Origin of the sequence: Streptomyces exfoliatus, assembly GCF_000725545.1 — a bacterium.
Classification (GTDB): domain Bacteria; phylum Actinomycetota; class Actinomycetes; order Streptomycetales; family Streptomycetaceae; genus Streptomyces; species Streptomyces exfoliatus.
On sequence record NZ_JNZP01000002.1, the window covers coordinates 173315 to 198407 of the forward strand.

Annotated in this window: 23 protein-coding genes and 2 pseudogenes; 13 read left to right on the forward strand and 12 right to left on the reverse strand. The window is 73.7% G+C overall.

The features are described 5' to 3' along the window. The first annotated feature begins 5 nt into the window (after window positions 1–5). The gene (locus tag IO20_RS0103925; protein ID WP_245684864.1) at window positions 6–1649 is read left to right on the forward strand and encodes a serine/threonine-protein kinase; all 1644 of its coding nucleotides are present in this window, start codon (window positions 6–8) and stop codon (window positions 1647–1649) included. Here the strand turns inward: IO20_RS0103925 and IO20_RS41960 are convergent. The 3 genes and pseudogenes from IO20_RS41960 to IO20_RS41185 all read right to left on the reverse strand — a co-directional run bounded on the left by IO20_RS41960 (window position 1631) and on the right by IO20_RS41185 (window position 5961). Continuing rightward, window positions 1631–4606, reverse strand: coding sequence for a helix-turn-helix transcriptional regulator (locus IO20_RS41960; protein ID WP_051874245.1), 2976 nt, complete (start codon window positions 4604–4606; stop codon window positions 1631–1633). The two genes, IO20_RS0103925 and IO20_RS41960, sit on opposite strands and share 19 nt — an antisense overlap. 127 nt (window positions 4607–4733) lie before the next feature. Next, window positions 4734–4970, reverse strand: a pseudogene (locus tag IO20_RS0103935) (DUF2000 family protein); the annotation flags it as partial. Continuing rightward, window positions 4930–5961 (reverse strand): TetR/AcrR family transcriptional regulator, encoded by a 1032-nt coding sequence (locus tag IO20_RS41185; protein WP_245684858.1) that lies wholly within the window; start codon window positions 5959–5961, stop codon window positions 4930–4932. The pseudogene IO20_RS0103935 and the gene IO20_RS41185, both read right to left, overlap by 41 nt. Before the next feature lie 125 nt (window positions 5962–6086). Here IO20_RS41185 and IO20_RS0103945 point away from each other — a divergent pair, with 125 nt between their 5' ends. The 4 genes from IO20_RS0103945 (at window position 6087) to IO20_RS0103960 (ending at window position 9513) form a co-directional block, all read left to right on the forward strand. Next, entirely contained in the window at window positions 6087–7562 is a 1476-nt protein-coding gene (locus tag IO20_RS0103945; RefSeq protein WP_030546076.1) for an APC family permease, read from the forward strand. 54 nt (window positions 7563–7616) lie between these two features. Continuing rightward, window positions 7617–8492 carry a carbon-nitrogen hydrolase family protein gene (locus IO20_RS0103950; protein WP_030546075.1) on the forward strand — a complete coding sequence of 292 codons (876 nt, stop codon included), beginning with the start codon at window positions 7617–7619 and terminating at the stop codon, window positions 8490–8492. 95 nt (window positions 8493–8587) lie between these two features. Further along, window positions 8588–9070 carry a MarR family winged helix-turn-helix transcriptional regulator gene (locus IO20_RS0103955; RefSeq protein ID WP_030546073.1) on the forward strand — a complete coding sequence of 161 codons (483 nt, stop codon included), beginning with the start codon at window positions 8588–8590 and terminating at the stop codon, window positions 9068–9070. Then, on the forward strand, window positions 9067–9513 hold the full coding sequence (locus IO20_RS0103960) for a hypothetical protein (RefSeq protein WP_030546071.1): 447 nt from the start codon (window positions 9067–9069) through the stop codon (window positions 9511–9513). The genes IO20_RS0103955 and IO20_RS0103960 overlap by 4 nt, the downstream gene beginning before the upstream one ends. 64 nt (window positions 9514–9577) lie before the next feature. Here the strand turns inward: IO20_RS0103960 and IO20_RS0103965 are convergent, their stop codons facing one another. Continuing rightward, window positions 9578–9967: an STAS domain-containing protein gene (locus tag IO20_RS0103965; RefSeq protein WP_037634553.1), complete on the reverse strand. Its 390-nt coding sequence runs from the start codon at window positions 9965–9967 to the stop codon at window positions 9578–9580. A gap of 62 nt (window positions 9968–10029) precedes the next feature. Continuing rightward, complete coding sequence (locus tag IO20_RS0103970) at window positions 10030–10371, reverse strand: ArsR/SmtB family transcription factor (protein WP_030546067.1); 342 nt, start codon at window positions 10369–10371, stop codon at window positions 10030–10032. A 182-nt stretch (window positions 10372–10553) separates the two neighbouring features. Here IO20_RS0103970 and IO20_RS0103975 point away from each other — a divergent pair. Then, window positions 10554–11222: pseudogene (locus tag IO20_RS0103975) on the forward strand (NADPH-dependent F420 reductase); the annotation flags it as partial. Between the two features lie 61 nt (window positions 11223–11283). On the opposite strand, the gene IO20_RS0103980 reads toward IO20_RS0103975, so the two are convergent. Together IO20_RS0103980 and IO20_RS40210 are read right to left on the reverse strand one after the other, a co-directional pair. Beyond that, window positions 11284–11910 carry an isochorismatase family protein gene (locus tag IO20_RS0103980; protein ID WP_051874244.1) on the reverse strand — a complete coding sequence of 209 codons (627 nt, stop codon included), beginning with the start codon at window positions 11908–11910 and terminating at the stop codon, window positions 11284–11286. Window positions 11911–11983: 73 nt separating this feature from the next. Next, window positions 11984–12127 carry a hypothetical protein gene (locus tag IO20_RS40210; protein WP_157850724.1) on the reverse strand — a complete coding sequence of 48 codons (144 nt, stop codon included), beginning with the start codon at window positions 12125–12127 and terminating at the stop codon, window positions 11984–11986. Here IO20_RS40210 and IO20_RS36235 point away from each other — a divergent pair. Further along, a complete protein-coding gene (locus IO20_RS36235) occupies window positions 12098–12409 on the forward strand; it encodes an anthrone oxygenase family protein (protein ID WP_030546061.1) in 312 nt (103 codons plus the stop codon). The two genes, IO20_RS40210 and IO20_RS36235, sit on opposite strands and share 30 nt — an antisense overlap. Before the next feature lie 7 nt (window positions 12410–12416). On the opposite strand, the gene IO20_RS0103995 is transcribed toward IO20_RS36235, so the two are convergent. Together IO20_RS0103995 and IO20_RS0104000 are read right to left on the reverse strand one after the other, a co-directional pair. Beyond that, a complete protein-coding gene (locus IO20_RS0103995; protein ID WP_078945843.1) occupies window positions 12417–12878 on the reverse strand; it encodes an STAS domain-containing protein in 462 nt (153 codons plus the stop codon). 202 nt (window positions 12879–13080) lie between these two features. Next, on the reverse strand, window positions 13081–14493 hold the full coding sequence (locus tag IO20_RS0104000; protein WP_030546057.1) for an aminopeptidase P family protein: 1413 nt from the start codon (window positions 14491–14493) through the stop codon (window positions 13081–13083). A gap of 149 nt (window positions 14494–14642) precedes the next feature. On the opposite strand from IO20_RS0104000, the gene IO20_RS0104005 reads away from it, so the two are divergent. Continuing rightward, window positions 14643–15626: a helix-turn-helix domain-containing protein gene (locus tag IO20_RS0104005; protein ID WP_030546055.1), complete on the forward strand. Its 984-nt coding sequence runs from the start codon at window positions 14643–14645 to the stop codon at window positions 15624–15626. Here the strand turns inward: IO20_RS0104005 and IO20_RS0104010 are convergent. Next, the gene (locus tag IO20_RS0104010) at window positions 15574–17688 is read right to left on the reverse strand and encodes a prolyl oligopeptidase family serine peptidase (RefSeq protein ID WP_031126835.1); all 2115 of its coding nucleotides are present in this window, start codon (window positions 17686–17688) and stop codon (window positions 15574–15576) included. The genes IO20_RS0104005 and IO20_RS0104010 overlap by 53 nt on opposite strands. After that, on the reverse strand, window positions 17685–18677 hold the full coding sequence (locus IO20_RS0104015) for a hypothetical protein (protein WP_169749495.1): 993 nt from the start codon (window positions 18675–18677) through the stop codon (window positions 17685–17687). The genes IO20_RS0104010 and IO20_RS0104015 overlap by 4 nt, the downstream gene beginning before the upstream one ends. Window positions 18678–19012: 335 nt before the next feature. Here IO20_RS0104015 and IO20_RS0104020 point away from each other — a divergent pair, with 335 nt between their 5' ends. From IO20_RS0104020 to IO20_RS0104040, 5 genes are all read left to right on the forward strand, one after another. Then, window positions 19013–19885, forward strand: coding sequence for an ABC transporter permease (locus IO20_RS0104020; RefSeq protein ID WP_030546049.1), 873 nt, complete (start codon window positions 19013–19015; stop codon window positions 19883–19885). Then, window positions 19858–20595: an ABC transporter ATP-binding protein gene (locus tag IO20_RS0104025; protein WP_030546047.1), complete on the forward strand. Its 738-nt coding sequence runs from the start codon at window positions 19858–19860 to the stop codon at window positions 20593–20595. The genes IO20_RS0104020 and IO20_RS0104025 overlap by 28 nt, the downstream gene beginning before the upstream one ends. Window positions 20596–20626: 31 nt before the next feature. Beyond that, complete coding sequence (locus tag IO20_RS0104030) at window positions 20627–21658, forward strand: ABC transporter substrate-binding protein (protein WP_030546045.1); 1032 nt, start codon at window positions 20627–20629, stop codon at window positions 21656–21658. After that, window positions 21658–22869 carry an LLM class flavin-dependent oxidoreductase gene (locus IO20_RS0104035; RefSeq protein WP_030546043.1) on the forward strand — a complete coding sequence of 404 codons (1212 nt, stop codon included), beginning with the start codon at window positions 21658–21660 and terminating at the stop codon, window positions 22867–22869. Before IO20_RS0104030 ends, IO20_RS0104035 begins: the two co-directional genes overlap by 1 nt. A gap of 135 nt (window positions 22870–23004) precedes the next feature. Further along, a complete protein-coding gene (locus IO20_RS0104040) occupies window positions 23005–24078 on the forward strand; it encodes an NAD(P)-binding domain-containing protein (protein ID WP_030546041.1) in 1074 nt (357 codons plus the stop codon). A gap of 13 nt (window positions 24079–24091) precedes the next feature. Here the strand turns inward: IO20_RS0104040 and mltG are convergent, their stop codons facing one another. After that, the gene (gene mltG / locus IO20_RS0104045; RefSeq protein ID WP_078945821.1) at window positions 24092–24991 is read right to left on the reverse strand and encodes an endolytic transglycosylase MltG; all 900 of its coding nucleotides are present in this window, start codon (window positions 24989–24991) and stop codon (window positions 24092–24094) included. Window positions 24992–25093 lie beyond the last annotated feature (102 nt).

Here is a 25093-nt window from a genome sequence, read left to right on the forward strand (position 1 = left end):
GCGGGATGGGCACGGTCTGGCGCGCCCGCGACCTGGTCCTCCACCGGGACGTGGCGCTCAAGGAGGTGCGTCCGCCGGATCCCGCGCTCGCCGAGCACGACGTCGAGGGGGCAAGGACGCTGCGCGCCCGCGTCCTGCGCGAGGCACGCGCGCTGGCCCGGATCGACCACCCGAACGTGGTGACGATCCATCACATCGTCGACGCGGGCGAGGGGACCTATCCCTGGCTCGTGATGGAGCTGGTCACCGGCGGGTCGCTCCAGGACCGGCTCGACCGGGGCACGATGACGCCCGTCGAGGCCGCCGGGCTCGGCCGCGAGCTGCTCTCGGCCCTGCGGGCCGCCCACGCGCGCGACATCGAACACCGTGACGTGAAGCCCCCCAACGTCCTGCTGCGCCCCGACGGGCGGCCGGTGCTCACCGACTTCGGCATCGCGGCGATCCGCGAGTCCACCGTGCTGACGGCCTCGGGTTCCATCATCGGCTCGCCTGACTACATGGCGCCCGAGCGGATCCGCGGAGTCGGCAGCGGTCCGGCCGCCGACCTGTGGTCCCTCGGCATGCTGCTGTACGTGGCGGTCGAGGGCCACCATCCGCTGCGCCGGGAGAACACCCTCGCGACGCTCGCGGCCGTCCTGTCCGACGACGTGCCGCCGCCGCGGCGGGCGGGTGCGCTGACCGGCGTACTCACCCGGCTCCTCGTACGGGACCCGGCCGAGCGGCCGGACGCGGAAGAGCTCGACCGCGCGCTCGCCGCCGTCACGACGACGGGCCCGGCCGGGGCCCCCGCCCCCGGCCAGGACGCGGGCGCGGCGCCCGACGAGGACGAGGCGACCTCGTTCCGGCTGACTCCCCCGTCCCCGTCCACGTCCCCGTCCACCGCTCCTTCGGGCGCTGCTCCTTCGGACACTTCCTCGCCGGGTCCTTCGGCGGCGGTTCCGGCGACCGCTCCCTCCGGGGGCTCTACTCCGGCCGGCCCCGCACCGCGTCGGCGGAGCCGTACCGGACGGTTCCTGGGCTCCGCCGCCGTGGTGGTGCTCGCCGTCGGCATCCCCGTCGCCGCCATGACCTGGGACTGGCGGCCGTCCGACCCGGGCAGCGGCCCGAGCAGTGCTCCGCCTTCCCGGCAGGGCCCGGCCGCACAGCAGCCTCCGGCGTCCAAGGCCCCGACTCCCACTCAGGAGCCGGATCGGGTGGCGCGCGACCTGCTGACGCCCGCCGGAGTCAGGACCGCCATCGCCGCCGTCAAGGCGGCCTCGGGCAGCACCAGGGTCACCGGCTTCGTCGTGTACCCGGACTACGCGGTCGCCGAGTCGCTGGTCAAGGGCAGTTCGAAGCGGTACGACCGCTACGTCTACCGGAACGGGGACGTGGCCGTGCGCCAGGGATCCGGCACCTCCTTCCCGGGCGCGGTCCCGGCCGACCTGAACGCCTTCGACTGGGACGCCCTGCCCGGACTGGTCAAGCGCGCCGACAAAGAGCTGGGGGTCGATCAGCCGACCAGCCGCTATCTCGTTCTCGTGCCGGGCTCGACCCTGCTCGGCAGCGAGGCGGGACTGAGCATCTATCTGACCGACGCCTACGGCACCGGCTATCTGAACGCCGACGCGAAGGGCCGGGTGACGGCCACTTACCCCCGCAAGGACTGACCTTCTCCCACGCTCTGTCTGACCACCAGGGAGGCGAGTCCGGCCCGCGTCTCCACGCCCGTCTTGCGGTAGACGCGGGCGACATGGCTCTCGACCGTGCGGGGGCTCAGGGAGAGCCGGTCGGCGACGGCCTGGTTGGTGAGCCCTTCGGCGACCAGGACGGAGATCTCGCGCTCGCGCGGGGTGAGTTCGGCGAGCCGTCCTCCGGCCACGCCCTCCGCCGGAACAGGCCTGGTGCGGTCGGCCAGGTCCACCAGCATCCGGGCGCCGCCCTCGGCGGCAAGGCGGCGGCCCCTGCGCCACTGCGCGGCGGCCCGGGGCCCGTCGCCCGCCGCCTGGGTCCAGGGGGCGGCCAGAAGCAGGCTGTGGGCCTCGCGGAGGATCGCGCCGGAGCGCGCGCTCTGACGGGCCGCGTCGGCGAACGCCTCGGCCGCCGCCGCCGGTTCACCCCGCCGGGCGAGGACCTGGCCCCAGGCGCGCCGCGCGGCGGCGAGCTGGACGGGCAGCCCGAGCCGCTCGGCCTCCGCGAGGGCCCGGCGTGCCACTCGCTCGGCCTCCGCCGGGTCTCCGGTGGCGAGGGCCGCGCCGGCGAGGAGTTCGAGGTATCCGGGGCGCAGCGAGGCCTGGAGCAGGGAGAGGTCCCGGTCGCCGCCCGCCCGCAGGAGCACCTCCCGCACCCGGTGCGGGTCCCGTGAGAGCGGTACCGAGTAGCCGAGGAGGCAGCGGGCCTGGGTGGCCCACCAGCCTTCGGCGGTGCCCACGGTGGCCGCGGCGTCCTCGGCGGCCGTCAGCGCCTCCGGGTCGCCGAGCGGCCGGGCGTGGAGGAGGACGGTGGCCCGCAGCGCCCCGCTGAAGCCGACGAGTTCGGGGCCGCCCAGGGTGCGGGCGACGGCGAGGGACTCGTCGGCCAGGTCGAGGGCGGTGCCGACCCTGCCGGTCAGGAGGTGGACGTACGCCGAGCAGAGGAGGAGCTGCGAGAGCGCGAAGGGCCGTCCGGCGCGGCGGGCCATCGCGATGCCCCGGGTGGCGTGCCGCTCGGCGGTCCCGTACTCCTCCAGGAAGACCTCGGTCCAGCAGAGGCGCACCAGCGATTCGGCCTGGTCCGCCAGGCGCCCGTCCGTGAAGGCATCGGTGAGGGCTGCGGCCTCCGCCGCGTGGGCGCGGGCGGCGGCGGTCTCGCCGGTGTACGCCTCGCCGAGCGCGGCCAGGGTCAGGACCTCGGCGGCGCCCGCGTCGTCGCGGCGCCGCCGGGCGTCGTCGAGGGTCGGGGCGAGGACCGGGCGGACGTCGGGGTACCGGGCGGCGAAGAGGGCCCGGCAGCCCCACTCGACGACGAGCCGGGTCCGGAGGGCGGGGCGTGGCCCGGGGGTTCGTGCCAGTTCGGCGCGAAGCAGGGCGTCCGCCTCGGGGTAGCGGCCGAGGTGGCGCTCCATGAAGGCGCAGAGCAGCACGGCGGAGGTCCGCAGCTCGGACGTATCCATCCCGCCGTCGCGGAAGCCCACGCGGAAACCCACGCGGAAGCCGTCGCGGAAGCCGTCGCCGTCGTTGTCCTCGCCCCGGTCTTCCGGTCCGCAGGCGTCGATGAGGTGGTGCAGGAGGTCCCGGCTCTCCGCCACCCGGCCGGCCGACCCGAGGGCGTCGGCCCGACGGAGCATCAGGTGCCACCGGCCGACGCGGTGGTCGGGGGTGTCGGGGAGCAGCACGAGGACGGCCGCGAGCCAGTGGGCGGCGCGGGCGGGGTCGGCCGCCCCGATCCGCTCGGCGGCCTCGACCAGTTCGGCGGCGACGGCCGGGTCCCAGACGGTCGCGGCGCGGACGAGGTGCGGGGCGCGCTCGGTGACGGGAGCCCCGGTCCGGGCGAGGGCGTCGGCCGCCCGCCGGTGCAGTTCCGTGCGGCGCCACGGGTCGAGCGTGCCCCGGACGAGTTCCGCGAGGGCCGGGTGGCGCAGGGCGAGGAGGCGTCCTTCGGTGTCGGGCCGGACGAGGTCACGGCGGTTCAGCTCGCGCAAGGCCTCGTCGATCCCCGCCCGGTCGACGGAGCCCCGCGAGGTGACAGCGGTGAGGAGCTCGGCCGTCGCACGCCCGTCGAGCACGGCGAGTGCCTCGACGAGCGCCCGCTCCGGCCCGCCGAGCGGGGTGAGTTCATCGAGGAACACCGCGACGGGCCCGGTGCGGGACGCCGCTCCCCCTCGCGTACGCGCGTACGCGAGGGCCCGGTGGTAGAGCGGATTGCCGAGCGCGGCCGCGTGGATCTCCCGGGCGAGGCCGGGCGGCAGCCCGGCGACGAGGCCCTCGGCACACTCCTCCGCCGTCAACGGCCCCAGGGCGAGCCGGGTGAGGTCCCCCGAGTCGGCGGCCCGGGAGAGGACGGAGCCGAGGCCGGGCGCGGTCTGCCGCTCGCGGCGGGCGAGCACGAGCAGGACGAGGGCCCGGGGCGGATGCCGGAGGAGATGGTCGACGAGCGCGACGGAGACAGGGTCGGCGCGGTGGAGGTCGTCGAGGACGAGCACGAGTCCGGGGCCCGGGATCCGGCCGAGCGCCGCCGCGATCCGCCGCACCCGGTCATCGCACGCGGCACCGGTCCCCGGCCCCATGGGGCAGGACGCTGGCGCCGGTTCGAGGAGTTCCGCGAGTGCGGCCAGGGCCGGGCAGTCCGTACGGTCTCCCCGGTCCAGGTCGGCGAAGGCGTCGGCGAAGGCCTGGAAGGGGGTGCCGTGGTCCCCGTCGCCGGGGCTCGCGCGGCCGCACAGAACGGTCGCGCCCTGCCGGCGCGCCCGCGCCGTGAACTCGGCGAGGAGCCGGGTCTTGCCGATGCCCGGCTCCCCCGTGACGTCCACGGCCATCGGGCCGGATCCCGCCGTGCGGCGGCGCAGCGACGCGTCAAGGCGGTCCAGTTCCCGGGCTCGCCCGACGAGCGGCGCGCGGTCGCCGCATGCCAGGTCCATGAACGTGCCCACCGGCAACCCCCTCGTACGCCCTGCGGTCGGTCCTTCGGCCCCCGCCTCTTCCCCGACTCCCAGTTGTACGGCACGCCACCGACAACGGCGCCCCTCGTCGTCAGACCCGCGCCGCGCGCGCCCGTCGTCAGGGATGCTTCCGCGCCCCCTTGAGCACCTTGTCGACCGCGTTGCGCGGTCCGTACACGGCGATGCCAGCCAGATCCAGCCGGTCCTTCCCCACCGCCCGTACCGCGGCCCGGTTGTCCCGGTCGTTGCCGGTGGCGAAGAGGTCGGTGGTGAAGACCGCGCGCGGAACGGAGGGGCACGGCCGCCCGCCGTGGTCAGCGGCGCGTACCCCCTCCGCCGAGGATCCTGGCCGCCTGCCTCTCGATCACGGCGTCGGTGTCCGCCGCCAGCGTCGAGACCAGCTCCCGGAGCCGCTCGAAGTCCTCGTCGGACTGGCAGCACACGTCGTTGATCGCACCGTCGAGGTGGTCGGCGGTGTTGTCGTCCGCGTCGACGAACGCCGCAAGGACCAGGCGCAGACCATGCACGTCCCACCGTTCGAGCAGGGCTTCCGCCGTCTCCCGGGTGACACCGGTGTCCTGACCGTCCAGCAGCAGCCGCCGCAGCACCTCGGCCGCCGCGGGGTCCTCGGCCGAGGCGGCCAGTCGCCTTCCGGCCGCCGCCCTGAGGACCCAGGCGTCCGAGCGGGCGTCCCGAAGGTCGGCCTCGCCGTCAGCGGCACCCGGGTCGTACCCCGTGACGGCGCGCGCGTACGACGAGAGGGCCGCGATCACCTCGGCGCGGCTCCGCCGCCCGGCCAGGACCTCCATCTGGTAGCCGTCCTCCATGGCCACGAAGTTGGCGGCGATCAGACGCGGAGGGTCCTGGAGAACGAAGTGCCCCTGCGCCCCGCCCAGGACGAGGATCTCGGCGTAGACGGAGATCTGCCGCTCCGTCAGCGCGCTGTCGAGGGCCGCCGCCTTGGCGTCGCGCAGACAGCGCGGCCAGTACTCGAAGAGCAGCCGGGTGAGCGCGTCGTCCGGGCCTGCCGCCACGCCCTTGTCGATGCAGGCCCTGAGCTTGAGCCGGGCGTCGGCGAAGCCGTCCGCCGCGGCCTCGCGGTCCTGGCTGTAGCGGGTGATGGCCTGCTGGTAGGTCTCGTGGACGAGGGCGTCGAGGTCTCCGTAGTACAGCACCGCGGCGGGGGTGACCCCGGCCTCGTCGGCGACGTCGCGCAGCCGCAACCCCTCCAGGCCGCGGGTGAGCAGCGCGCGCTGCACCGCCTCGGCGAGCTCGGCCCTGCGGGCCTCCTTCCCGCCGCCACCGGCCTTCTTCGCCCTCGTGGACTTCGTGGGCTTCGTCGCCACCGCGCCCCTCACCTCTCCCGTGTTCCTATACGCAGATTCAGAGAATATCCCCCAGGCCTTGACTGACATAACCCTCATCTCTTAAATCTGCGTTTAACAAAACTCCCCCTCTCCAGGAGTACGTCATGACGACGCCCCCCGGCGGGACGGACAAGGGGCTGCGCAGCGGCTCCCTCGGCCTGCTCGCCTCCGTCGCACTCGGCCTGTCCTCCGTCGCCCCGGCCTACAGCATCACCGTCACCCTCGGCTTCGTCGCCCTGGTCGTCGGCGAGCTCGCTCCGGCCGCGCTCCTCCTCGGCTTCGTGCCGATCCTTCTCACCGCCTTCGCCTTCCGCGAGCTCAATCGCGAGATGCCCGACTGCGGCACGACCTTCGTCTGGAACACCCGCGCCTTCGGCCCCGGGCCCGGCTGGCTCGCCGGCGGCTGGGTTCCGCTGACCGCCACCCTCATCGCCATGACCGCCCTGGCCCAGGTGAGCGCCGGCTATCTGCTCGGCCTCCTCGGACTCGACGGCGCGGCGGACGACGCCGCCGCCGTCACCACAGTCGCCGTCCTGCTCATCGCCGCCCTCACCGCGGTCGCCCGCCGGGGCCTGCGCGTCGCGGCCGGAGTGCAGTACGTGCTGCTCGGGCTCCAGCTGTTCGCCCTCGTCGGTTTCGGGGTCGCCGCCCTCGCCCGCCCGGGAGCCGCGGACCCGTCCCCGAGCTGGCTCAACCCCCTAGCCGTCGACGGCTTCGGCCCCTTCGCTCAGGCCGTCCTGCTCTGCCTCTTCATCTACTGGGGCTGGGACGCCCTGATCACCACCAACGAGGAGACGCGCGACAGCGACCGCGTGCCCGGCCGGGCCGCCGTCATCTCCACCCTGGTCCTGCTGGGCACGTACCTCTTCATCGCCTTCGCCGCGCTCTCCTTCGCCGGCACCGGCACCGGCGGCATCGGTCTCGGCAACCCCGACAACGCCACCGACGTCCTGGCCTCCCTCGGCCCGCCGGTCCTCGGCCCCGCCGTGGCGAAGGTGCTGGAGCTGGCCGTCTGCGTGTCGGCCGCCTCCGCCCTGCTCACGTGTCTCGTCAGCAGCCCTCGCGGCACCCTGTCCATGGCCGCGCACGGCGCGTTGCCCGCCGCCTTCGCCCGCGTCCACCCCCGGTACCGCACCCCCGTCTTCGGCACGGTGTTCTTCGGCGCCGCCGCGGCGATCCTGCTCGTGACCCTCTCGCTGGTCTCCCGCGCGTTCCTCGGCGACGCCATCCTCTGTGTCGGGCTGCTCATCGCCTGCTACTACGGCATCACCGCCCTGGCCTGCGTCTGGTACTTCCGCAAGCGCCTGCGCGACTCGCCGCGCTCCCTGCTCCTGCGGGGCGTGCTGCCGCTCACCGGAGGCCTGCTGATGCTCGCGGCCTTCGCCCGCAGCGCGTACGACATGTTCGACCCCGCCTACGGCAGCACGTCGTTCCACGGCATCGGCGGCGTCTTCCTGCTCGGCACCGGCTCGCTCACCGCCGGATTGCTCGCCGTCCTCACCGCCCGCTCCCGCTTCCCGCGCTTCTTCCGCACCGGACGCACGACCGTCGCCGCCCACCTCGTCACCGTCGAGGACTGAGCCCCCCAGAGCCACCCACCGCTCACCTCCCACCTCACCAAGGACCGAATCCCCATGCGCACCCTCGCCGTCGCCGCCCTGCAGACCTCGCCCGTCCCGTACGACCTCGAAACGACCTGGCAGCGGTACGCCGACCAGGTCCGGGCCACCCGGTCCCTCTTCCCCCACGTCGGGCTCGTCGTCGTGCCCGAGCTGCTGCTCGCCGCCGAGGGGCCGATGCTCGGACCCTCCCCCGAGGACTGGATGGAGCGGACCGCCGAACCCATACCGGGCCCGACGACCGACCGGGTGTGCGCGCTCGCGCGGGAGACCGGCCTGTGGCTGATCCCGGGCAGCCTCTTCGAACGTGCCGAGGACGGCCGGATCTTCAACACCGCCGTGGCCGTCTCCCCCGAGGGCGAGATCGTCGCCCGCTACCGCAAGATCTTCCCCTGGCAGCCGTACGAACGGACCGCGCCCGGGAACGAGTTCACCGTCTTCGACATCCCCGGCACCGGCCGGATCGGCCTCGCGATCTGCTACGACGGCTCGTTCCCCGAGACCGTCCGCCAACTCGCCTGGCTGGGAGCCGAGATCGTGGTGCAGCCGACCCTCACCACGACCCGCGACCGGGAGATGGAGCTGGTGTGCGCCCGCGCCAACGCGTGGACGAACCAGGTCTACGTGCTGAACGTCAACGCGGCCGACCCCGCCGGCGTCGGCGGCAGCGCGATCGTCGACCCCGAGGGGATCGTCCGCCAGCAGGCCGGTGGCGGCGAGGAGATCCTCGTCGACGTCCTGGACCTCGACACGGTGACCCGGGTGCGGGAGCACGGTTCCGCCGGACTCAACCGCCCCTGGAGCCAACTGGCCCGGTGCGGCGAGGGCATCCACCTCCCCATGTACGGCGGGACGTTCCGCACCCCCGAGTGGGCGGACCGGCCCGCGTAGGGCGAGGGGGCGGCGTCCGGACCTGCCGGTCGGCCGGTCCGGGCGCCGCCCGAAAATAGTAGCCATGGATATAGTAGCCATGTACCGTATCCCCTGTGAGTTCATCGAACGAAGGCGCCACGGCGGGATTCCTGGTCTGGCGCCTGTCCATGAAGTGGCGGGTCGCCGTCGACCGGGCGGTCGCACCGCTGGGCCTGACCCACGCCCAGTACGTGGTGGTGGCGTCGTTGTACGGCATGTCGCGCTCCGGGCTGCGGCCCAGCCAGCGCCGGCTCGCCGAACACACGGGGCTCGAAGCGCTGTACGTCTCCAAGCTCGCCCGAGCCCTGGAGACCGCCGGACTCGTCGCCCGCACCCGGGACCCGGACGACCCGCGCGCCATGCAGCTGTCGCTCACCGAGCAGGGGCGCGACGTCACGCGCCGCGCGATCACGGTGGTCCAGGGACTCCTGGACCAGCTCCTCGAACCGCTCGGGGGACAGGACGACCCACGGACCCGCCGGTTCACCCGCGAACTGGCGACCCTGCTCGACGCACCTCTTGATCCGCACACCGAGAACGACGAGGAGCAGTCATGACCACCACCGCACCGACCACCGACGGCCGGGTCATCGCCCTGGCGCACTACGCCTCACGCGCCCTCCTGGAGGGCGTGCTGACCCGGCACGGCGCCACCTTCCACCACGGCGTGACGCTCCGGGCCGTCGTCCACGCGGGCGGTTCCATCGACCGGGACCAGCTCGTCCGTGACGTGGCCGGTTCGCTGAAGATCGGCGAACCGGCCGTCCGCGTCGTCGTCGACGAACTGACGGCCGCGAAACTGCTGGAGGAGGACCCGGCGGAGGCGTCCCGGCTGCTCCTCACGGACACCGGACGCGAACTGCACGAGACCACGGGGACCGAGACCGCCGAGATCTCCGCACGGCTGTACGCCGGCATTCCGGCCGAGGACCTCGCGGTCGCGGGACGCGTACTCACCCTGATCACGGACCGCGCGAACGCCGAGCTGGCCCGCACCTGAGCTTCCGGCTCCGGTCCGGAGCCGACCGGAGCCGAAGCGCCCCGCCGACGGTTCACGCGCCCGGCTACGCCTCGCTCGGCCAGGCGTCGCTGCGCCACGCCCGCTGCTCCGCACCCGCGTCCCGGTGCGCGGCGAGCGCGGCGGCCAGGTCGCGGTGGATCGGGACGGCGGGCCCGTCACCCGTGGGCACCAGCGTGCCGTCGGCGGGTATCGCGGCCAGTTCGAGACCCCGGCCCTCGGCCCGGAGCCTCGCCGCCGCATCCGCGACGGCGAGCTGTCCGCCCGCCGACCAGCCGCGCAGCCGGGTCAGGTCGAGGACGACCGGCCCCGTGCCGCGCGCGACCGCCCACCCCACGGCCCCGGTGAACCGTCCCACGGCGTCGGCTCCGAGGAACCCGGCGAGGGACAGGACACCCAGGTCACGCTGGACGGTGTAGCGCCATTCGATGGTCATGTGCGTCGTCATCCTTCTCGTACGGGGAGCACCGCGGAAGCACCGGGGCCGCCCCCGGATGGTCATCGGGTGGCGGCCTCGCTCTCACGGAGTTCCGCGAGGAGCCGGCCCTGCCCGGTGAGCATCTCGGTGAGGATGCGCCGGGCGGCCTGCATCAGCTGAGCCACGTCTCCACCGGCGAGCGTGTAGACGACGGTCGCCCCCTCGCGCGCGGACGTCACGATCCCGGATCGGCGCAGGACGGCGAGCTGCTGCGAGAGCGCCGCGGGTTCGACCTCGATCCGGGCGAGCAACTCCCGTACCGGGAGGGGCCCGTCCTGGAGGAGCTCCAGGACCCGGATGCGTACCGGATGACCCAGCATCCGGAAGAAGTCGGCCTTGGCCTGGTAGAGCGGGACCGGCACGGTCTGTCCTCCGGGGGTGGCGGGGGCGAGTGCCGCACCCGGGGTGTCTCCGGACGCGCGGCCCGCCCAGCATGGAGGGAATTGCAGACTTGTGCAATTCGTTGTCTTCCCCGTCGGCCTCCGGGCACGTGACGGAGGCCGCCCGCTGTAGTCCCTGATCGGTTCAGACCAGCAGAGAAGGAAACGGCATGAAGATCGGCATCATCGGCGCCGGCAACATCGGCGGCAACCTCACCCGCCGCCTCACGGCCCTCGGCCACGACGTGTCCGTTGCCAACTCTCGCGGCCCGGAGACCCTCACCGCGCTCACCGAGGAGACCGGCGCCACCGCCGTCACCGTCCCGGAGGCCGCGCGGGGCGCCGAGGTCGTCGTCGTCACCATCCCCCTGAAGAACGTCCCGGACCTTCCGGCCGGACTCTTCGACGGCGCGGCCGACGGCCTCGCCGTCCTCGACACCGGCAATTACTACCCCCGGGAGCGCGACGGCCGCATCGACGCCATCGAGGACGGCGGCCTGACGGAGAGCCGCTGGACCGAGCTGCAGATCGGCCACCCGGTCGTCAAGGCGTTCAACGGGACCTACGCGCAGGACATCCTGGACCGGCCGCTGCCCGCGGGCGACCCCGAGCGCCTCGCCCTGCCCGTGGCGGGGGACGACGCGGCGGCGAAGGAGAAGGTACGGCTCCTCATCGACGAGCTGGGCTTCGACACCGTGGACGCGGGTGGGATCGACGACTCATGGCGCCAGCAGCCGGGCACTCCGGTGTACGGCCTCCGGGAAGGCGTCGACTCCGTGAAGAGGGCCCTCTACGAGGCCTCCCCCGAGCGCACGGAGGCCTTCAAGGGCTGACCTTCCGGCCCGGTCCCGATCGGGACCGGGCCGGCCTCAGGCCGTGGTCGGGTGTCGGGCCTCAGGCCGCCGTCGGCCCTGGCGCCGTGAACGTGACGTCGGCGGCGGCCACCGTGACCTCCGCGTCGCTCCCGAGCGCGTACGCCGCGACCCGGGACACCGTCGCGGCCGGTATCGCCGCACTGATGCCGGGCGCGGCCGGGACGTCCTGGGTCGCGTGGGCGTCGTGCGGCACGACGACGCGATAGCCGCGCGCCAGGGCCGTACGGGCCGTCGCCTGGACGCACATCTCGGACATCACCCCGCAGACGGCGACGGCCCGCACCCCCGCCTCGGCGAGCAGGCCGCCCAGTGGCGTCTCCCGGAAACCGTCGTCGTGCGGCTTGCGGACGACCACCTCCAAGGGCCCTGCCTCGACGGGGTGATGGAGCCGCCAGCCGGGGGTGTGGGGTTCGTCCTCCGCGCCGGGCGGTCCGTCGTTCTGGAGGTGGACGACGAGCGCGCCGCCCCTGCGGGCCCGCGCGATCAGGTCGGTCGTACGGTCGACGAGCCGGGCGGCCGCGGGCACGGCCCCGTCACCGGTGACGAAGGCCGACTGCACGTCCACGACGATCAGGGCGTCCACGGGCAGCGCCGGCGCGACGCTCCCTGTCGGTGTCTGCGGGGCGGGCCCGGCGTAGTGATCCATCCGGCCATCATCACGGCCAAGGCCCCCCGCTGCCAGGGCATTTCGCCGACCGGAGGGCCAGCCGCGCTCCCGGTCAGGACGCCGGGTCGCGACGCCCGGCCCCCAGGAGGGCGAGGGTGGCGACCCGCAGCCACTCCGCCGCCTCCCGCACCGGCATGCGGCCCGCCCCGACCTCGTCGCCCGCCGCGTGGCCGAGGGCGATGATCGCGGCGACCAACCAGCCGGCGGGGGGCGCGGGGTCGAACTCGCCCGACGCCTGGCCCTGTTCGACGAGCCGGGTGAGCCGGGCCGCATCACCCGTCTCGGGAACGTCCCCATCAACGGACGCATCAAGGAATGGGCGGTCACCTCGGCCCCCGCCGACCACGCCGGGATCCTGAACCGCTGGGAGGCGTTCAATTACACGCGCACGGCCGCCGCGTTCGCCGCCTTCGCCCTGCTGATCCTCCTCACCCTGCGCCGGGACGAGCCGGTCCGGCACCCCACGTCCAGGCGGTGATCGCCGCCTACGAGACGGGACTCGTCACCCCGGGATCCGACGGGCCCGGCCGATCCGACGGGTCCAGCTGATCCGACGGGTCCAGCTGATCCGAGGGGTCCAGCTGATCCGGCGGGCCCAGCCGATCCTGCTGATCCGGCAGTCCCGGCTCCGGGCACAGCAGGTCGCCGAGGGCCGTCAGGCGGATGAGCCGGAGGATCCAGGGCTGGTCGCAGACGAGGCTCCAGCGCGCACCGCGCCCGCGCGTGCGCCCGGCGCAGTGGGCGAGGAGGCCGAGCCCGGTGGCGTCGCAGAAGGTGAGGCGCCGGATGTCGACGGCGAGGGCGTCGCACTCCCGGACGAGGGCGTCGAGCTCGGGTCTCAGATGCCGGACGAGGACGAGGTCGAGTTCGCCGCGCAGGGCGGCGACGGTGAGACCGCCGGTCGAGCGGACGACGAGGTGCGGGTCATGACGGGGGATCAGCTGCATCGGACGCTCCACAGGGTGGCTCCATGTGTCGCTTCGAGCGTGGCCGCCCCCCTCCGGGGAGGGACGTTTCGCCTCGACCGCTGTCACCTGAATCGGTGAACGTACGGGCCTCCCGATCTCGTCCGCACGCCCGAAATCCGTACAGGGGTACGAGTGCGGCACCCGCACCCGTACCCCTCGGACGTTCCGCGGGGCGGCGGTCTCAGCCCGCGACGCGCGCCATCCAGGCCTCGACCTCGGCCGAGGAGCGGGGCAGGTCCCCCGACAGGTTCTCGTGGCCGACGTCGGTGACGAGGAGGTCGTCCTCGATGCGGACGCCGATGCCCCGCCACTCCTCGGGCACGGTCAGGTCGTCGGGCTGGAAGTACAGGCCCGGCTCGACGGTGAGCACCATGCCGGGTTCGAGGAGGCCGTCGACGTGCTCTCCGTTGCGGGCCTGCGCGCAGTCGTGGACGTCCAGGCCGAGCATGTGCCCGGTACCGGCCATGGTGAAGCGGCGCTGGAGACCGAGCTCGTACGCGCGGTCGACGGGGCCCTCGATGAAGCCCCATTCGACGAGCCGCGCCGCCAGGTGCCGCTGGGCGGCCTCGTGGAAGTCGCGGAACGGGGCCCCCGGCTTGACCGCCGCCATGCCGGCCTCCTGGGCCTCGTACACCGCGTCGTACACCTGGCGCTGGACCGGGGTGAAGGTGCCGCTGACGGGGAGCGTGCGGGTGACGTCGGCGGTGTAGAGGGAGTGGGTCTCCACGCCGGCGTCGAGCAGCAGCAGGTCACCGGGGCGGACGGGGCCGTCGTTGTCCGTCCAGTGCATGATCGTGGCGTGCTCGCCGGAGGCGCAGATGGTGCCGTAGCCGACGTGGTTGCCCTCCAGGCGGGCCCGGCGGAAGAAGGTGCCCTCGATCCACCGCTCGGACGAGGCGATCGCCCGCGAGAGTTCGCCGACGCAGTCGGTGAAGCCGCGGACCGTGGAGTCGACGGCCTTGCGCATCTCGCCGATCTCCCAGGCGTCCTTGACGAGCCGGAGCCCGGACAGAGCCTCCTCCAGCTCGTCGTCGCGCTCCTCGTCGCTGATGACGGCGGCTTCGAGGGCCGGGTCGACGCCGCGGACGATCCGGGTCGGCACGCCCGCTCCCGCGGCCAGGTCGCCGGCGGCGGTGCGGACGTCGCGGCAGGGCAGCCCGAGGACGACCTCGGACTCCGCGAGGGAGCGGCGGCGTCCCATCCACAGTTCGGCGGTGTAGCCGATCCAGAACTCGTCGTCGTCGCGGCTGTCGCGGGGCAGCTGGTAGCAGTACGCGTCGTGGCCGCCGTCCGCGCGGGGTTCGAGCACGAGGGCGCCGTCGCGGGCCTGGTCGCCCGTCATGTGCACGTAGCCGCTGTACGGGCGGAAGGGGTAGGTGTCGTCGTTGGAGCGGGTCTTGAGGTTGCCGGAGGGGACCACGAGGCGTTCGCCGGGGAAGCGCGCGGAGAGGGCGGCACGGCGGAGGGCCGCGTACGGCGCCTGCTCTGCGGGCTCGAGTCCCTGCCGCTCGGTGTCCGCCCACCCCGTCCTCATGAGCGCGGAGAGTTCCTCGGAGACGCCTCCGTAGAGGCCGTTCTTGCGACCCTTCGCCACGTCCTGCACCTTCTTCCGGGTGAGTTGCTCGTCCGCCGGTCATCGGCGGCCTCCGGAAGGTACTCCCCCGGACGCCTCCCGGGTGCCCGGATCGGCCACTGGCACAGATCGGCCACACCGGTGGGGTCGCCGGGTCGATAATGCGAGGCATGGCGAACGACAAGCTCAGCGATGCCCTGCGGGTGCTGGGGATCGGCCCGGAGGCCGTACGGGTCTATCTGACCCTCCTGGAACGCGGCCCCGCGCCGCTCGCCGCGATCGGCTCGGCGGCCGGTCTGGACGGCGCGGAGTTCACGGCGGCCTACGGCGAGCTGATCGACTCGGGTCTGGCGAGCGCGGCGGAGGAGGCCACGGACGTGGTGGCGCCGGTTCCGCCGGCCGCGGGCCTGGAGATCCTCGGCCGGCACCGGGCGGCCGAGATCGACGCCTCCCGCATCGCCGTCGGGGGCGCGTTCGACTCGTTCCGGCGGCAGCGGCTCGCCGCGTACGACGACCGGCTCGTGGAGGTGGTCACCGGGGACGCGATCGGCCTCCGGATGCGGCAGGCCTGGGCCAGTGCCCGTGAGCAGATCCGCCAGTTCGACTCACCGCCCTACTTCCCCCTGGAGGGCGCCACCGACGACGCGCTCGCCACCCTCGCGCGAGGGGTGACCCAGCGGGTCGTGTACTCCCGGGAGTCGCTCGAACATCCGGGACAGCTGGAGAACTCCATCGAACCCTGCGTCGAGGCGGGCGAACAGGCCCGGGTGCTGCCTTCCGTGCCGGTCAAGCTCGTGATCATCGACGACTCGTACGCGCTGGTCTCCCTGTCGATCAAGGAGACGGACGTGTACAACACGATGCTGGTCGTGCAGCCGTGCGGGCTCCTTTCCGCCCTCGTGGCCCTCTTCGAGCAGGCCTGGCAGAACGCGCTGCCCTTCCACGGCCGCACCCCGCGGCCCGCCGGCCTGCTGCCGGCGGACCGGCGGCTGCTCCGGCTCCTCGCGGCCGGAGCGGCCGACGACGTCATCGCCCGGGAGATCGGCGTCAGCCGCCGCACGCTCTTCCGCCGGGTGCAGGTCCTGATGGCCAGGCTCGGCGCTACGAGCCGGTTCCAGATGGCTCTGCAGGCACAGCGCTCGGGATGGCTGTGACCGTCGCCTCGGCACGGCCGACCGGGACCCTGGCCTCCGTGGCCGCCGCCCCGGTGCGGTTGAGCCGCTGCCACAGGTAGGTGTACACGAGGGCGCTGTTGTGGGCGGCCTGTTCGTTGTCCCCCGCGCCCGCGTGGCCCCCTCCGGTGTTCTCGTGGAAGAGGACCGGGTGGCCGAGTTCCCGCAGCCGGGCCGCCATCTTGCGGGCGTGGCCGGGGTGGACGCGGTCGTCACGCGTCGAGGTCATGAGGAGGACCGGCGGACGGTCCCGGTCCGCGTCGAGCCCGTGGTACGGGGAGATCGCGCGGAGGTGGGGGAGGTCGGCCTCGTCGTCCGGGTCGCCGTACTCGGCGATCCAGGACGCGCCCGCGAGCAGCTTGTGGAAGCGGGTCATGTCGAGGAGCGGCACCTGGGCGACGATCGCGCCGAACAGCTCCGGGTGGCGGGTGAGCATCGCGCCCATGAGGAGTCCGCCGTTGCTGCCGCCGGACGCGCCCAGCATGTCCGGGGTGGTGATGCCCCGGGCGATCAGGTCCTGGGCGACCGCCGCGAAGTCCTCGAAGGCACGGGGCCGCCGCGCGCCGAGCGCGGCCTGGTGCCAGTCGGGGCCGTACTCGCCGCCGCCGCGGATGTTCGCGATGACGTAGGTGCCGCCGCGCTCCAGCCACGCCCGGCCCGTCACCGCGCCGTAGTACGGCGTGAGGGAGACCTCGAAGCCGCCGTAGCCGTAGAGGAGGGTGGGTCCCGGGCCGGTGGCGGCGCGGTCGGGGCCGATGACGAAGTACGGCACGCTGGTGCCGTCCCCGGAGGTCGCGAAGTGCTGGGCGACCGTGAGCCCTGTGGAGTCGAAGCGGTGCGGGGCCTGCTTGAGCACTTCCGAGCCGGCTCCGATCCGGCCGAGCCGGAGGGTGGAGGGCTGCAGGAACCCGGACACGTCGAGGAAGTACTCGTCGGACTCGTCAGGGTCCGTGTCGACGACGCCGACGGCGGACAGCGGCGGAACGCCCACGAGCGGCTCGCGCGTCCAGCCGCCGGGGGTCGGGGTGAGGACCTCGATCCGGGTGCTGACGTCCCGCATCGTCTCCAGGATCAGGTGGTTGCGGGTCCAGCTGTGTCCGGCGAGCGCGGTCCGCCGGTCCGGGGTGAACAGCACCTCGGGCGTGCGGTCGCCCGCCATGAAGGCGTCGAAGCCGAACGCGAGGAGGGACCCCGTCGGCTGCCCGAGCCACGGGGACTTCAGGGTGACGATCAGATGCTGCCGGTGGGCGTAGGCGAGGGCGTCGTCGGGCACGTCGATCCGAACGCGCGTGCCGTCGGGCCGCAGGAGGTACGTCTCGCTCCGGAAGAAGTCGAGGGAACGCCCGACGAACTCCCGCTCGAAGCCGGGCGTGGTGTCCCGCCGGCCCCAGGCCGACACGTCCCCGCTCTCGGCCTCGAAGACGGTCTCGGCCTCCTCCACCGGCGTCCCGCGGCGCCACCTGCGGACGGTGCGCGGGTAGCCGGAGTCGGTGAGCGAGCCGGGACCGAGATCCGTACCGACGAAGACGGTGTCGGCGTCGACCCATCCGATGCGCGTCTTCGCCTCCGGCAGCCGGAATCCGCCGTCGACGAACTCCCTCGTGCCGAGGTCGAACTCGCGGACGACGACGGCGTCGCCGCCGTCGCGCGAGAGCCGCACCAGGGCCCGGTCGTAGTCGGGCCGGCGGACCCGCGCCCCGTCCCACACCCACTTCTCGCCCTCGGCGGCGGCGAGCGCGTCGACGTCGAGCAGGACCTCCCACTCGGGCTCGTCCCGCCGGTACCGCTCCAGGGTCGTACGCCGCCACACCCCGCGCAGGTGCTCCGCGTCCCGCCAGAAGTTGTAGAGGTACGCACCGCGCCGCACGGTGTAGGGGATCCGGTCGGAGGCGTCGAGCACCTCCCGCAGGCGCGCCTTCAGCGCCCCGAATCCGGCGTCGCCGGCCACCTCGTCCGCCGTCTCGGCGTTGCGCTCGGCCACCCACGCGAGCGCGGCCTCACCCGAGATGTCTTCGAGCCACAGGTACGGATCGTCATCGTTCACTCCCCCATCCTCTCGTAGTCGTCGCCGCGGCCCTCGATCCAGCCGTGGCTCTCGAACCAGTGGGTGTCGAAGTAGCGGGCCGTCGAGAACGGGTGCTGCTTGTCGGTGAGCAGGCGGTAGACGAATTCGGCGGTCGTCCCGTCGAACCGTTTCCACGAGTCGGGAACGTCCTCCTTCGCGAGGATGGGCCATCTGTCGGGGTCCGGGCCCTCGGTGAGCCAGTAGAACTGGTGGGCCTGCTCGGAGTTCGCCCATTCGAGGAGTCCGCCGGGGGCCGGATACACCTCGTACGGATCCCACAGCCCGCTCGGGTGCGTCCTGGCCCATTCGCCCAGCCACTCGGTGTGCCGGACGAAGTCGTCGCTCACGAAGGCGCCGCCGGGTACGTGGAGCCGGAGGAAGCCGTCGAAGGCGCCGCGCCCGAAGATCTCGGCGAGCCGCTTGTAGTCGCCGGGCAGAGCGGTCCCGACGCGGGCCTCGACTGCCGCCCAGTCGACCGTACGCGCGCGTGCCGGGTCCCCTCCCGTGACGGCCACGACCCTGTCCACCCAGGACGTCACCTGGCCCGCCGCCGGGTCCTCCGCCAGGTCCTCCGCCAGGTCCTCCGCCAGGTCCGCCGCGGGGTCCTCCCGCTCGGCGACCAGCACCACGAGCCGTACGCCCTCGCCGGAGCGGACCGTGCCGCAGCCGATCCACCTGCCCGCGTACGGCCAGGCGCGCATCTCCACGATCCGGTCACCGAACGGGGTCAGGAGCGGGAGTCCGGTCGTGGCGGTCACGGTCGGATCGGCGTACCCGCCCATGGCGAGATTGCGCGGTTGCCCGTACCGTCCGCCGAGCGCCCGCTGGAGCGAGAGAAGCTCGTTCACCCCGTCCGAGGGCGTCAGGCACAGGTGTCCCGCGGGGTGTCCCTCCTCTTCGCAGTCCAGATCGCCCGTGCCCGGCCAGGTCAGCCGGTGCACGGCCGCGAGGATTTCCTGTTCGTCCATGGCAGGCATTGAAGCGGAGGCCACTGACATCGCGCGGAGGCCGGCGGCGTCCACGCCCCGAGACGGCCGTTGACCCCGCGCGCTCCCACCGCTACGTTCACGCCATGTTGCGTACAGCCCTGCTCACCACGCGCGGTCACATCGACCTGCTGCGGGTGGCCTCCGCCGCGTGTCGCCGCGGTCGCTGACGCCCTTTCACCGTTCGACACCGCCTCGCCCGAGGCGTGTCCGGTCACCCTTCTGACGCCCCGCCCTCCGTGCGTGCGCCCCGCGCCCACGGGCGCTGACGCGTACCCCTCTCTCCTCTCTCCCCGTTCTCCCCCAGGAGTGCCGCCATGACGGTCAGTCATGCCCCGCCCCCCTCCGCGCCCGCCCCCACATCCGGCATATCGCCCTCACCCGATGTCGAGGCCCTCGCTCCCGATCGGCGCCCCGGCCGCCGCCCCGCCGTCCCCCGCTGGCTGCGCCGCACCGTCGGACCCGTCCTGCTCCTCGCCCTGTGGCAGACCCTCAGCTCGACGGGGGTGCTGTCGCCCGACGCGCTCGCCTCGCCCGGGACCGTCGCCCGCGCCGCCGGCGAGCTGATCGGCGACGGAACCCTGCCCTCCGCCATGGGGGTCTCGCTGCGCCGGGTCGCCGCGGGCCTGCTGATCGGCGGCGTCGTCGGCATCGCGCTCGCCCTGCTGTCCGGGCTCTCCCGGCTCGGGGAGGACCTCGTCGACGCCCCGGTCCAGATGCTGCGGACGGTGCCCTGGGTCGGGCTCATCCCGCTGCTCATCATCTGGCTGGGGATCGGGGAGGCGCCCAAGGTGGCGCTCATCGCGCTCGGCGTCGCCTTCCACCTCTATCTGAACGTGCACGCCGGGATCCGCGGCGTGGACGCCCAACTGGTCGAGGCCGGCCAGTCCCTGGGCCTCGGACGATGGGGGCTTGTCCGCCATGTCGTCCTGCCGGGCGCGCTGCCCGGGGCCATGACCGGGCTGCGCTACTCCCTGGCCACGGCCTGGCTCGCCCTGGTCTTCGGCGAGTCCATCAACGCCGACGCGGGCATCGGCTTCCTCATGAACCAGGCGCGGGAGTTCTTCCGCACGGACGTGATCGTCGTCTGCCTGGTCGTCTACGCCTTCCTCGGCCTGCTCGCCGACGCCGTCGTCCGTACTCTCGAAAGGCTGCTGCTGCAATGGCGACCGACCTTCACCGGGCAGTGACCGTCCAGGGTCTGACCCGCTCCTTCGACGGGCGGCCGGTCGTCGACGGCCTCGACCTGCGGCTCGCGGCCGGCCAGTTCACCGCCCTCCTCGGACACAGCGGCTGCGGCAAGTCCACCCTTCTGCGGGTCCTCGCGGGGCTCGACCGCGAGATCTCCGGCACCGTCCTCGTCCCGCGCCGCCGGGCCGTCGCCTTCCAGGCGCCTCGCCTCATGCCGTGGAAGCGGGTCTGGCGCAACGTCCTGCTCGGACTGCCGGGGAAACCGGGCCGAGCGGTCGCCGAGAAGGCGTTGGCGGAGGTGGGACTCGGCCACCGCTCGGGTGCCTGGCCGAAGACCCTCTCCGGCGGCGAGGCACAACGCGCCTCCCTGGCACGGGCGTTGGTACGGGACCCTGACCTGCTGTTGCTCGACGAACCGTTCGGCGCCCTCGACGCGCTGACCCGGATCAAGGCCCAGCGGCTGGTGGCCGAACTGTGGCAGCGGCGCGGCTGCACGGTCCTGCTCGTCACCCACGACGTCGACGAGGCACTGCTGCTCGCCGACCGCGCGCTCGTCATGCGGGACGGCGTCATCGCGTACGACACCGCCGTCGACCTCGACCGCCCCCGCTCCCCCGGCGATCCCGCGCTCGCCGCGCTCCGCACCCGTCTGCTCGCCGAACTCGGCGTGGCAGAGCACGAGTCGGCCGCACAGGCGGCCGGCCGATGACCACCCTTCCGCACCCCGAGGAGAGATACCCGTGAAGTCCTTCCGCCTGTCCGCCGCGGCCCTGCTCGTGCCGCTCGCCCTGCTCGCATCCGCCTGCTCCGGCGCCTCCGCCGCCGGCCAGGGCTCGAACACCGACGGCGAGGGGTCCCTCGTCCTGAACGTCGGCGACCAGAAGGGCGGCGCCGAAGCCCTCCTGCGGGCCGCCGGCGAACTCGACGACCTCCCCTACCGGATCACCTGGTCGACGTTCAGCTCCGGTCCACCCCTGCTCGAAGCGGTGAACGCCAAGGCCGTCGACATCGGTTCCGTCGGCAACACCCCGCCCGTCTTCGCCGCGGGCGCCGACTCGAAGATCACCGTCGTCGCCGCGACGCACGGCGACTCCGCGGGCGAGGCGATCCTCGTCCCCACGGGCTCGCCCGTCCGGTCCGTGCGGGACCTGAAGGGGAAGAAGGTCGCCGTCGCGCAGGGCAGCTCCGCCCACTTCCAGCTGATCGCCTCCCTCGGCGACGCCGGGCTGAAGCCGGGCGACGTCCGGGTGACGCTGCTGCAGCCGGCCGACGCCCTGGCCGCGTTCAGCAGCGGCAAGGTGGACGCGTGGGCGGTCTGGGACCCGTACACCTCGCAGGTGCTGCTGAGCGGCAAGGGCCGGGTCCTCGCCGACGGGCGCGGCCTCGTCAACGGCCTCGGCTTCCAGGTCGCCTCGCCCTCGGCCCTCGCCGACCCCGCGAAGGCGAAGGCGATCGGCGACTTCGTCGAACGCTTCCGGCGCGCCCAGGGCTGGGTGTTCGACCACCCCGAGGACTGGGCCCGGGTGTGGGCGAAGGAGACCGGTCTCCCGTACGAGGTGGCCCTCGCGGCCGTGAAGCGCAGCAACGGGACCCGTATCCCGGTCGCCCTCGACGACGCGGCCGTCGCCTCCGAGCAGAAGATCGCGGACACCTTCGCCGCCCTCGGGCTCATCCCGCGCAGGTTCCGCTTCGCCGACTTCGTCGACACCCGTTTCAACAAGGACCTGCCGCCGTCGACCACGCCGGCGCGCAGCTACGGAAAGGCCTCCTGATGACCGTCCACCTGCACTGGTTCCTGCCGACCGGCGGCGACGGCCGGACCCTGGTCGACCGGCACGCCTACACGGACGGCGGCATCACCCGCGACCGGACCGTGTCCGGGGTGCGGGCCCCGGACATCGACTACCTGATCCAGATCGCCAAGGCCGCCGAGCAGCTGGGCTTCGAAGCCGTGCTGACCCCGACGGGGACGTGGTGCGAGGACGCCTGGCTGACCACGGTCGCCCTCTCCCAGCACACGGAACGGCTCAAGTTCCTGGTGGCGTTCCGGCCGGGGGTGATCTCGCCGGTGCTCGCCGCCCAGATGGCGGCCACGTACCAGCGGATCACCCGGGGCCGACTGCTCCTCAACGTCGTGACGGGGGGCGACTCTGCCGAGCAGCGCCGCTTCGGCGACCATCTCGACCACGACCGGCGGTACGCGCGCACGGCCGAGTTCCTCTCGGTGGTGCGGGGCGCGTGGAGCGGCCGGGCGTTCGACTTCGAGGGCGAACACTTCCGGATCGACGGCGGGCTGACCGCGCTGCCGCCCGACCCGCTGCCGCAGGTCTTCTTCGGCGGCTCGTCCGCCGCGGCCGGTCCGGTGGCCGCCGAGCACGCGGACGTCTATCTGACCTGGGGCGAGCCGCCGTGGCAGGTCAAGGAGAAGATCGACTGGATCCGGGGTCTCGCGGAGGAGCGCGGCCGGACGGTCCGCTTCGGCATCCGGCTGCACACGATCTCCCGTGACTCGACGCGCGAGGCCTGGGCGACGGCGGACCGGCTCCTCTCCGATCTCGACGCCGAGACGGTCTCGGCCGCGCAGGCGGTCCTCGGCCGGAGCGAGTCGGTCGGCCAGCAGCGGATGCTGGCGCTGCACGGGAGCGGCTCGCTCGGCCGCGACCAGCTGGAGATCTCGCCGAACCTGTGGGCGGGCGTGGGTCTGGTACGGGGTGGTGCGGGCACGGCGCTGGTCGGCAGCCACGCCGAGGTCGCGGACCGGATCGAGGAGTACCACGACCTGGGCGTGGAGCACTTCGTCCTGTCCGGCTACCCCCATCTGGAGGAGGCGTACTGGTTCGGCGAGGGGGTGCGGCCGGTCCTCGCCTCACGCGGGCTGCTGCCGTCGGTCGTGGCCGACCCACTGCTCGGTGTGCCGGCTGCCAACGGCCGTCCGGCCTCGGCGCCCGGTGGAGCGCCGCTCCTGGTGCCCGGCGGGCGATAGGCCCTTCGGCATTCCGCCAGGGGGCGCGGGAAGATCCGCGCCCCCTGCCCGGTTGGTAGAACCGTGAACGATTTCGTGGTGGAAGACGGCGGCGCGACAGAAGGCCCCGCACCGGCCGGGGAGCGGGCCGCATCGGTGGACGTCGTCGTCATCGGCGCGGGGCAGGCGGGCCTGTCCGCCGCCTTCCATCTGCGCCGCGCCGGTCTCGAACCGGAACGGGACTTCGTCGTCCTCGACCACGCACCCCGGCCGGGCGGCGCCTGGCAGTTCCGCTGGCCCTCGCTCACGTACGGCAAGGTCCACGGGATGCACGCGCTGCCCGGCATGGAGCTGACCGGCGCCGATCCCGCGCGTCCCTCGTCGGAGGTGATCGGCGCGTACTTCGACACGTACGAGCACACCTTCGACCTGCGGATCCACCGCCCCGTCGACGTCACCGCCGTCCGCGAGGGCGAGGACGGGCGGCTTCTCGTCGAGACGTCGGAAGGCGCGTACGCCACCCGCGCCCTGATCAACGCCACCGGCACCTGGGACCGGCCGTTCTGGCCGCGCTACCCCGGCCAGGAGACCTTCCGGGGCCACCAGCTGCACACGGCCGGATACCCCGGCCCCGAGCCGTTCGCCGGGAAGCGGGTGCTCGTCGTCGGCGGCGGCGCCTCCGGCACCCAGCACCTGATGGAGATCGCGGACGTCGCCGCCGAGACCTTCTGGGTGACCCGGCGCGAGCCCGTCTTCCGTGAGGGTCCCTTCGGGGAGGCGGAGGGACGGGCCGCCGTGGCGCTCGTCGAGGAGCGGGTGCGGCGGGGGCTGCCCCCTCAGAGCGTCGTCTCCGTCACCGGGCTCCCGCTCAACGACGCGATCCGCTCGGCACAGGCGCGCGGGATCCTGGACCGGCTCCCGATGTTCGACCGGATCACCCCCACGGGGGTGGCCTGGGACGACGGCCGGACGCTCGACGTGGACGTGATCCTCTGGGCGACGGGCTTCCGGGCGGCGATCGACCATCTCACCCCGCTGCGGCTGCGCGAGCCGGGTGGCGGCATCCGGGTCGAGGGGACGCGTGCGGTCCGGGACGAGCGGGTCCACCTCGTCGGCTACGGCCCCTCGGCCTCGACGATCGGTGCCAACCGGGCCGGCCGCGCCGCCGTCTCCGACATCCGCCGCCTGCTGCGCGACGCACCGGCGGCCAACACCGCCGTCACCCTGTGAAGCGGCGCGGGGCTCAGCTTCGTGCGCCGCCCCGGTTGGCGTTGAACTCGGCCACGTTCACCTGGTGGGCCGCGTAGTCGGCCGTGAAGCGGGTGTCCCCCGGGGCCACCGTGACGAAGTAGAGCCAGTCGCCGTCCGCCGGGCGGATCACCGCGTCGAGGGCCTGGTCGCCCGGGTTGCCGATGGGTGTCGGGGGCAGACCCTTGCGCTCGTAGGTGTTGTACGGGCTCGCGGTCCGGGTGTCCTCGTACGTGGTGTCCACGGTGCTGCGGCCGAGCGCGTAGTTGAGGGTCGAGTCCATCTGGAGGGCCATGCCCCGGGCGAGCCGGTTGTGGACGACCCGGGCGACCTTGGCCATGTCCTCCGGGTTGTCGGCCTCTGCCTGCACGATGCTGGCCGCGATCACCGCCTCGTACACGCTCATGCCGTACGCCTTCGCCCCCTCGGTGATCCGACCGGTCCCGAAGCGCTTGCCCGCGGTGTCCACCATGAACCGCAGCAGCCCCTCGGGGGTGGTGGCCCGCAGCACCGGATAGGTGGCGGGGAAGAGATAGCCCTCCGGGTTTCCGCCGGCCGCCTTGGGCAGCGGAAGGGCGGTTCCGGGTGCGCTGACGGCCTTGCGCGCGGTGCCCTCGGGGAGACCGAGCATCCGGTCGACGGCCGTGTAGACCTGCCCGGCCCGCCACCCCTCGGGGACGAGCAGGGTGCGGGGCTGCTCGACGGCGGGTTCGTCGCGGGTCAGGAGCAGGGGGACGGTGATTCCCGCCGCCACGGCGAGCACCGCTCCGAGGAGGAGCGCGAGCCGACCGCGCCGGGTCAGACGGTGCCGGCGGGGAGGCCGGGGCGACCTGGGAAGGGTCAGGCGTCGGGGGCGGCGTGGGGGTGCGTACGGTGACGGCGGCCGGTGCGTCATGGCCGCACGCTAACCCGGCTCGTACGGGAATCCGGGGAACCCGCGCACGCGGCGGCGCCGCCGGCTCCCTGGGACGGGGAACCGACGGCGCCGGGCACTGCG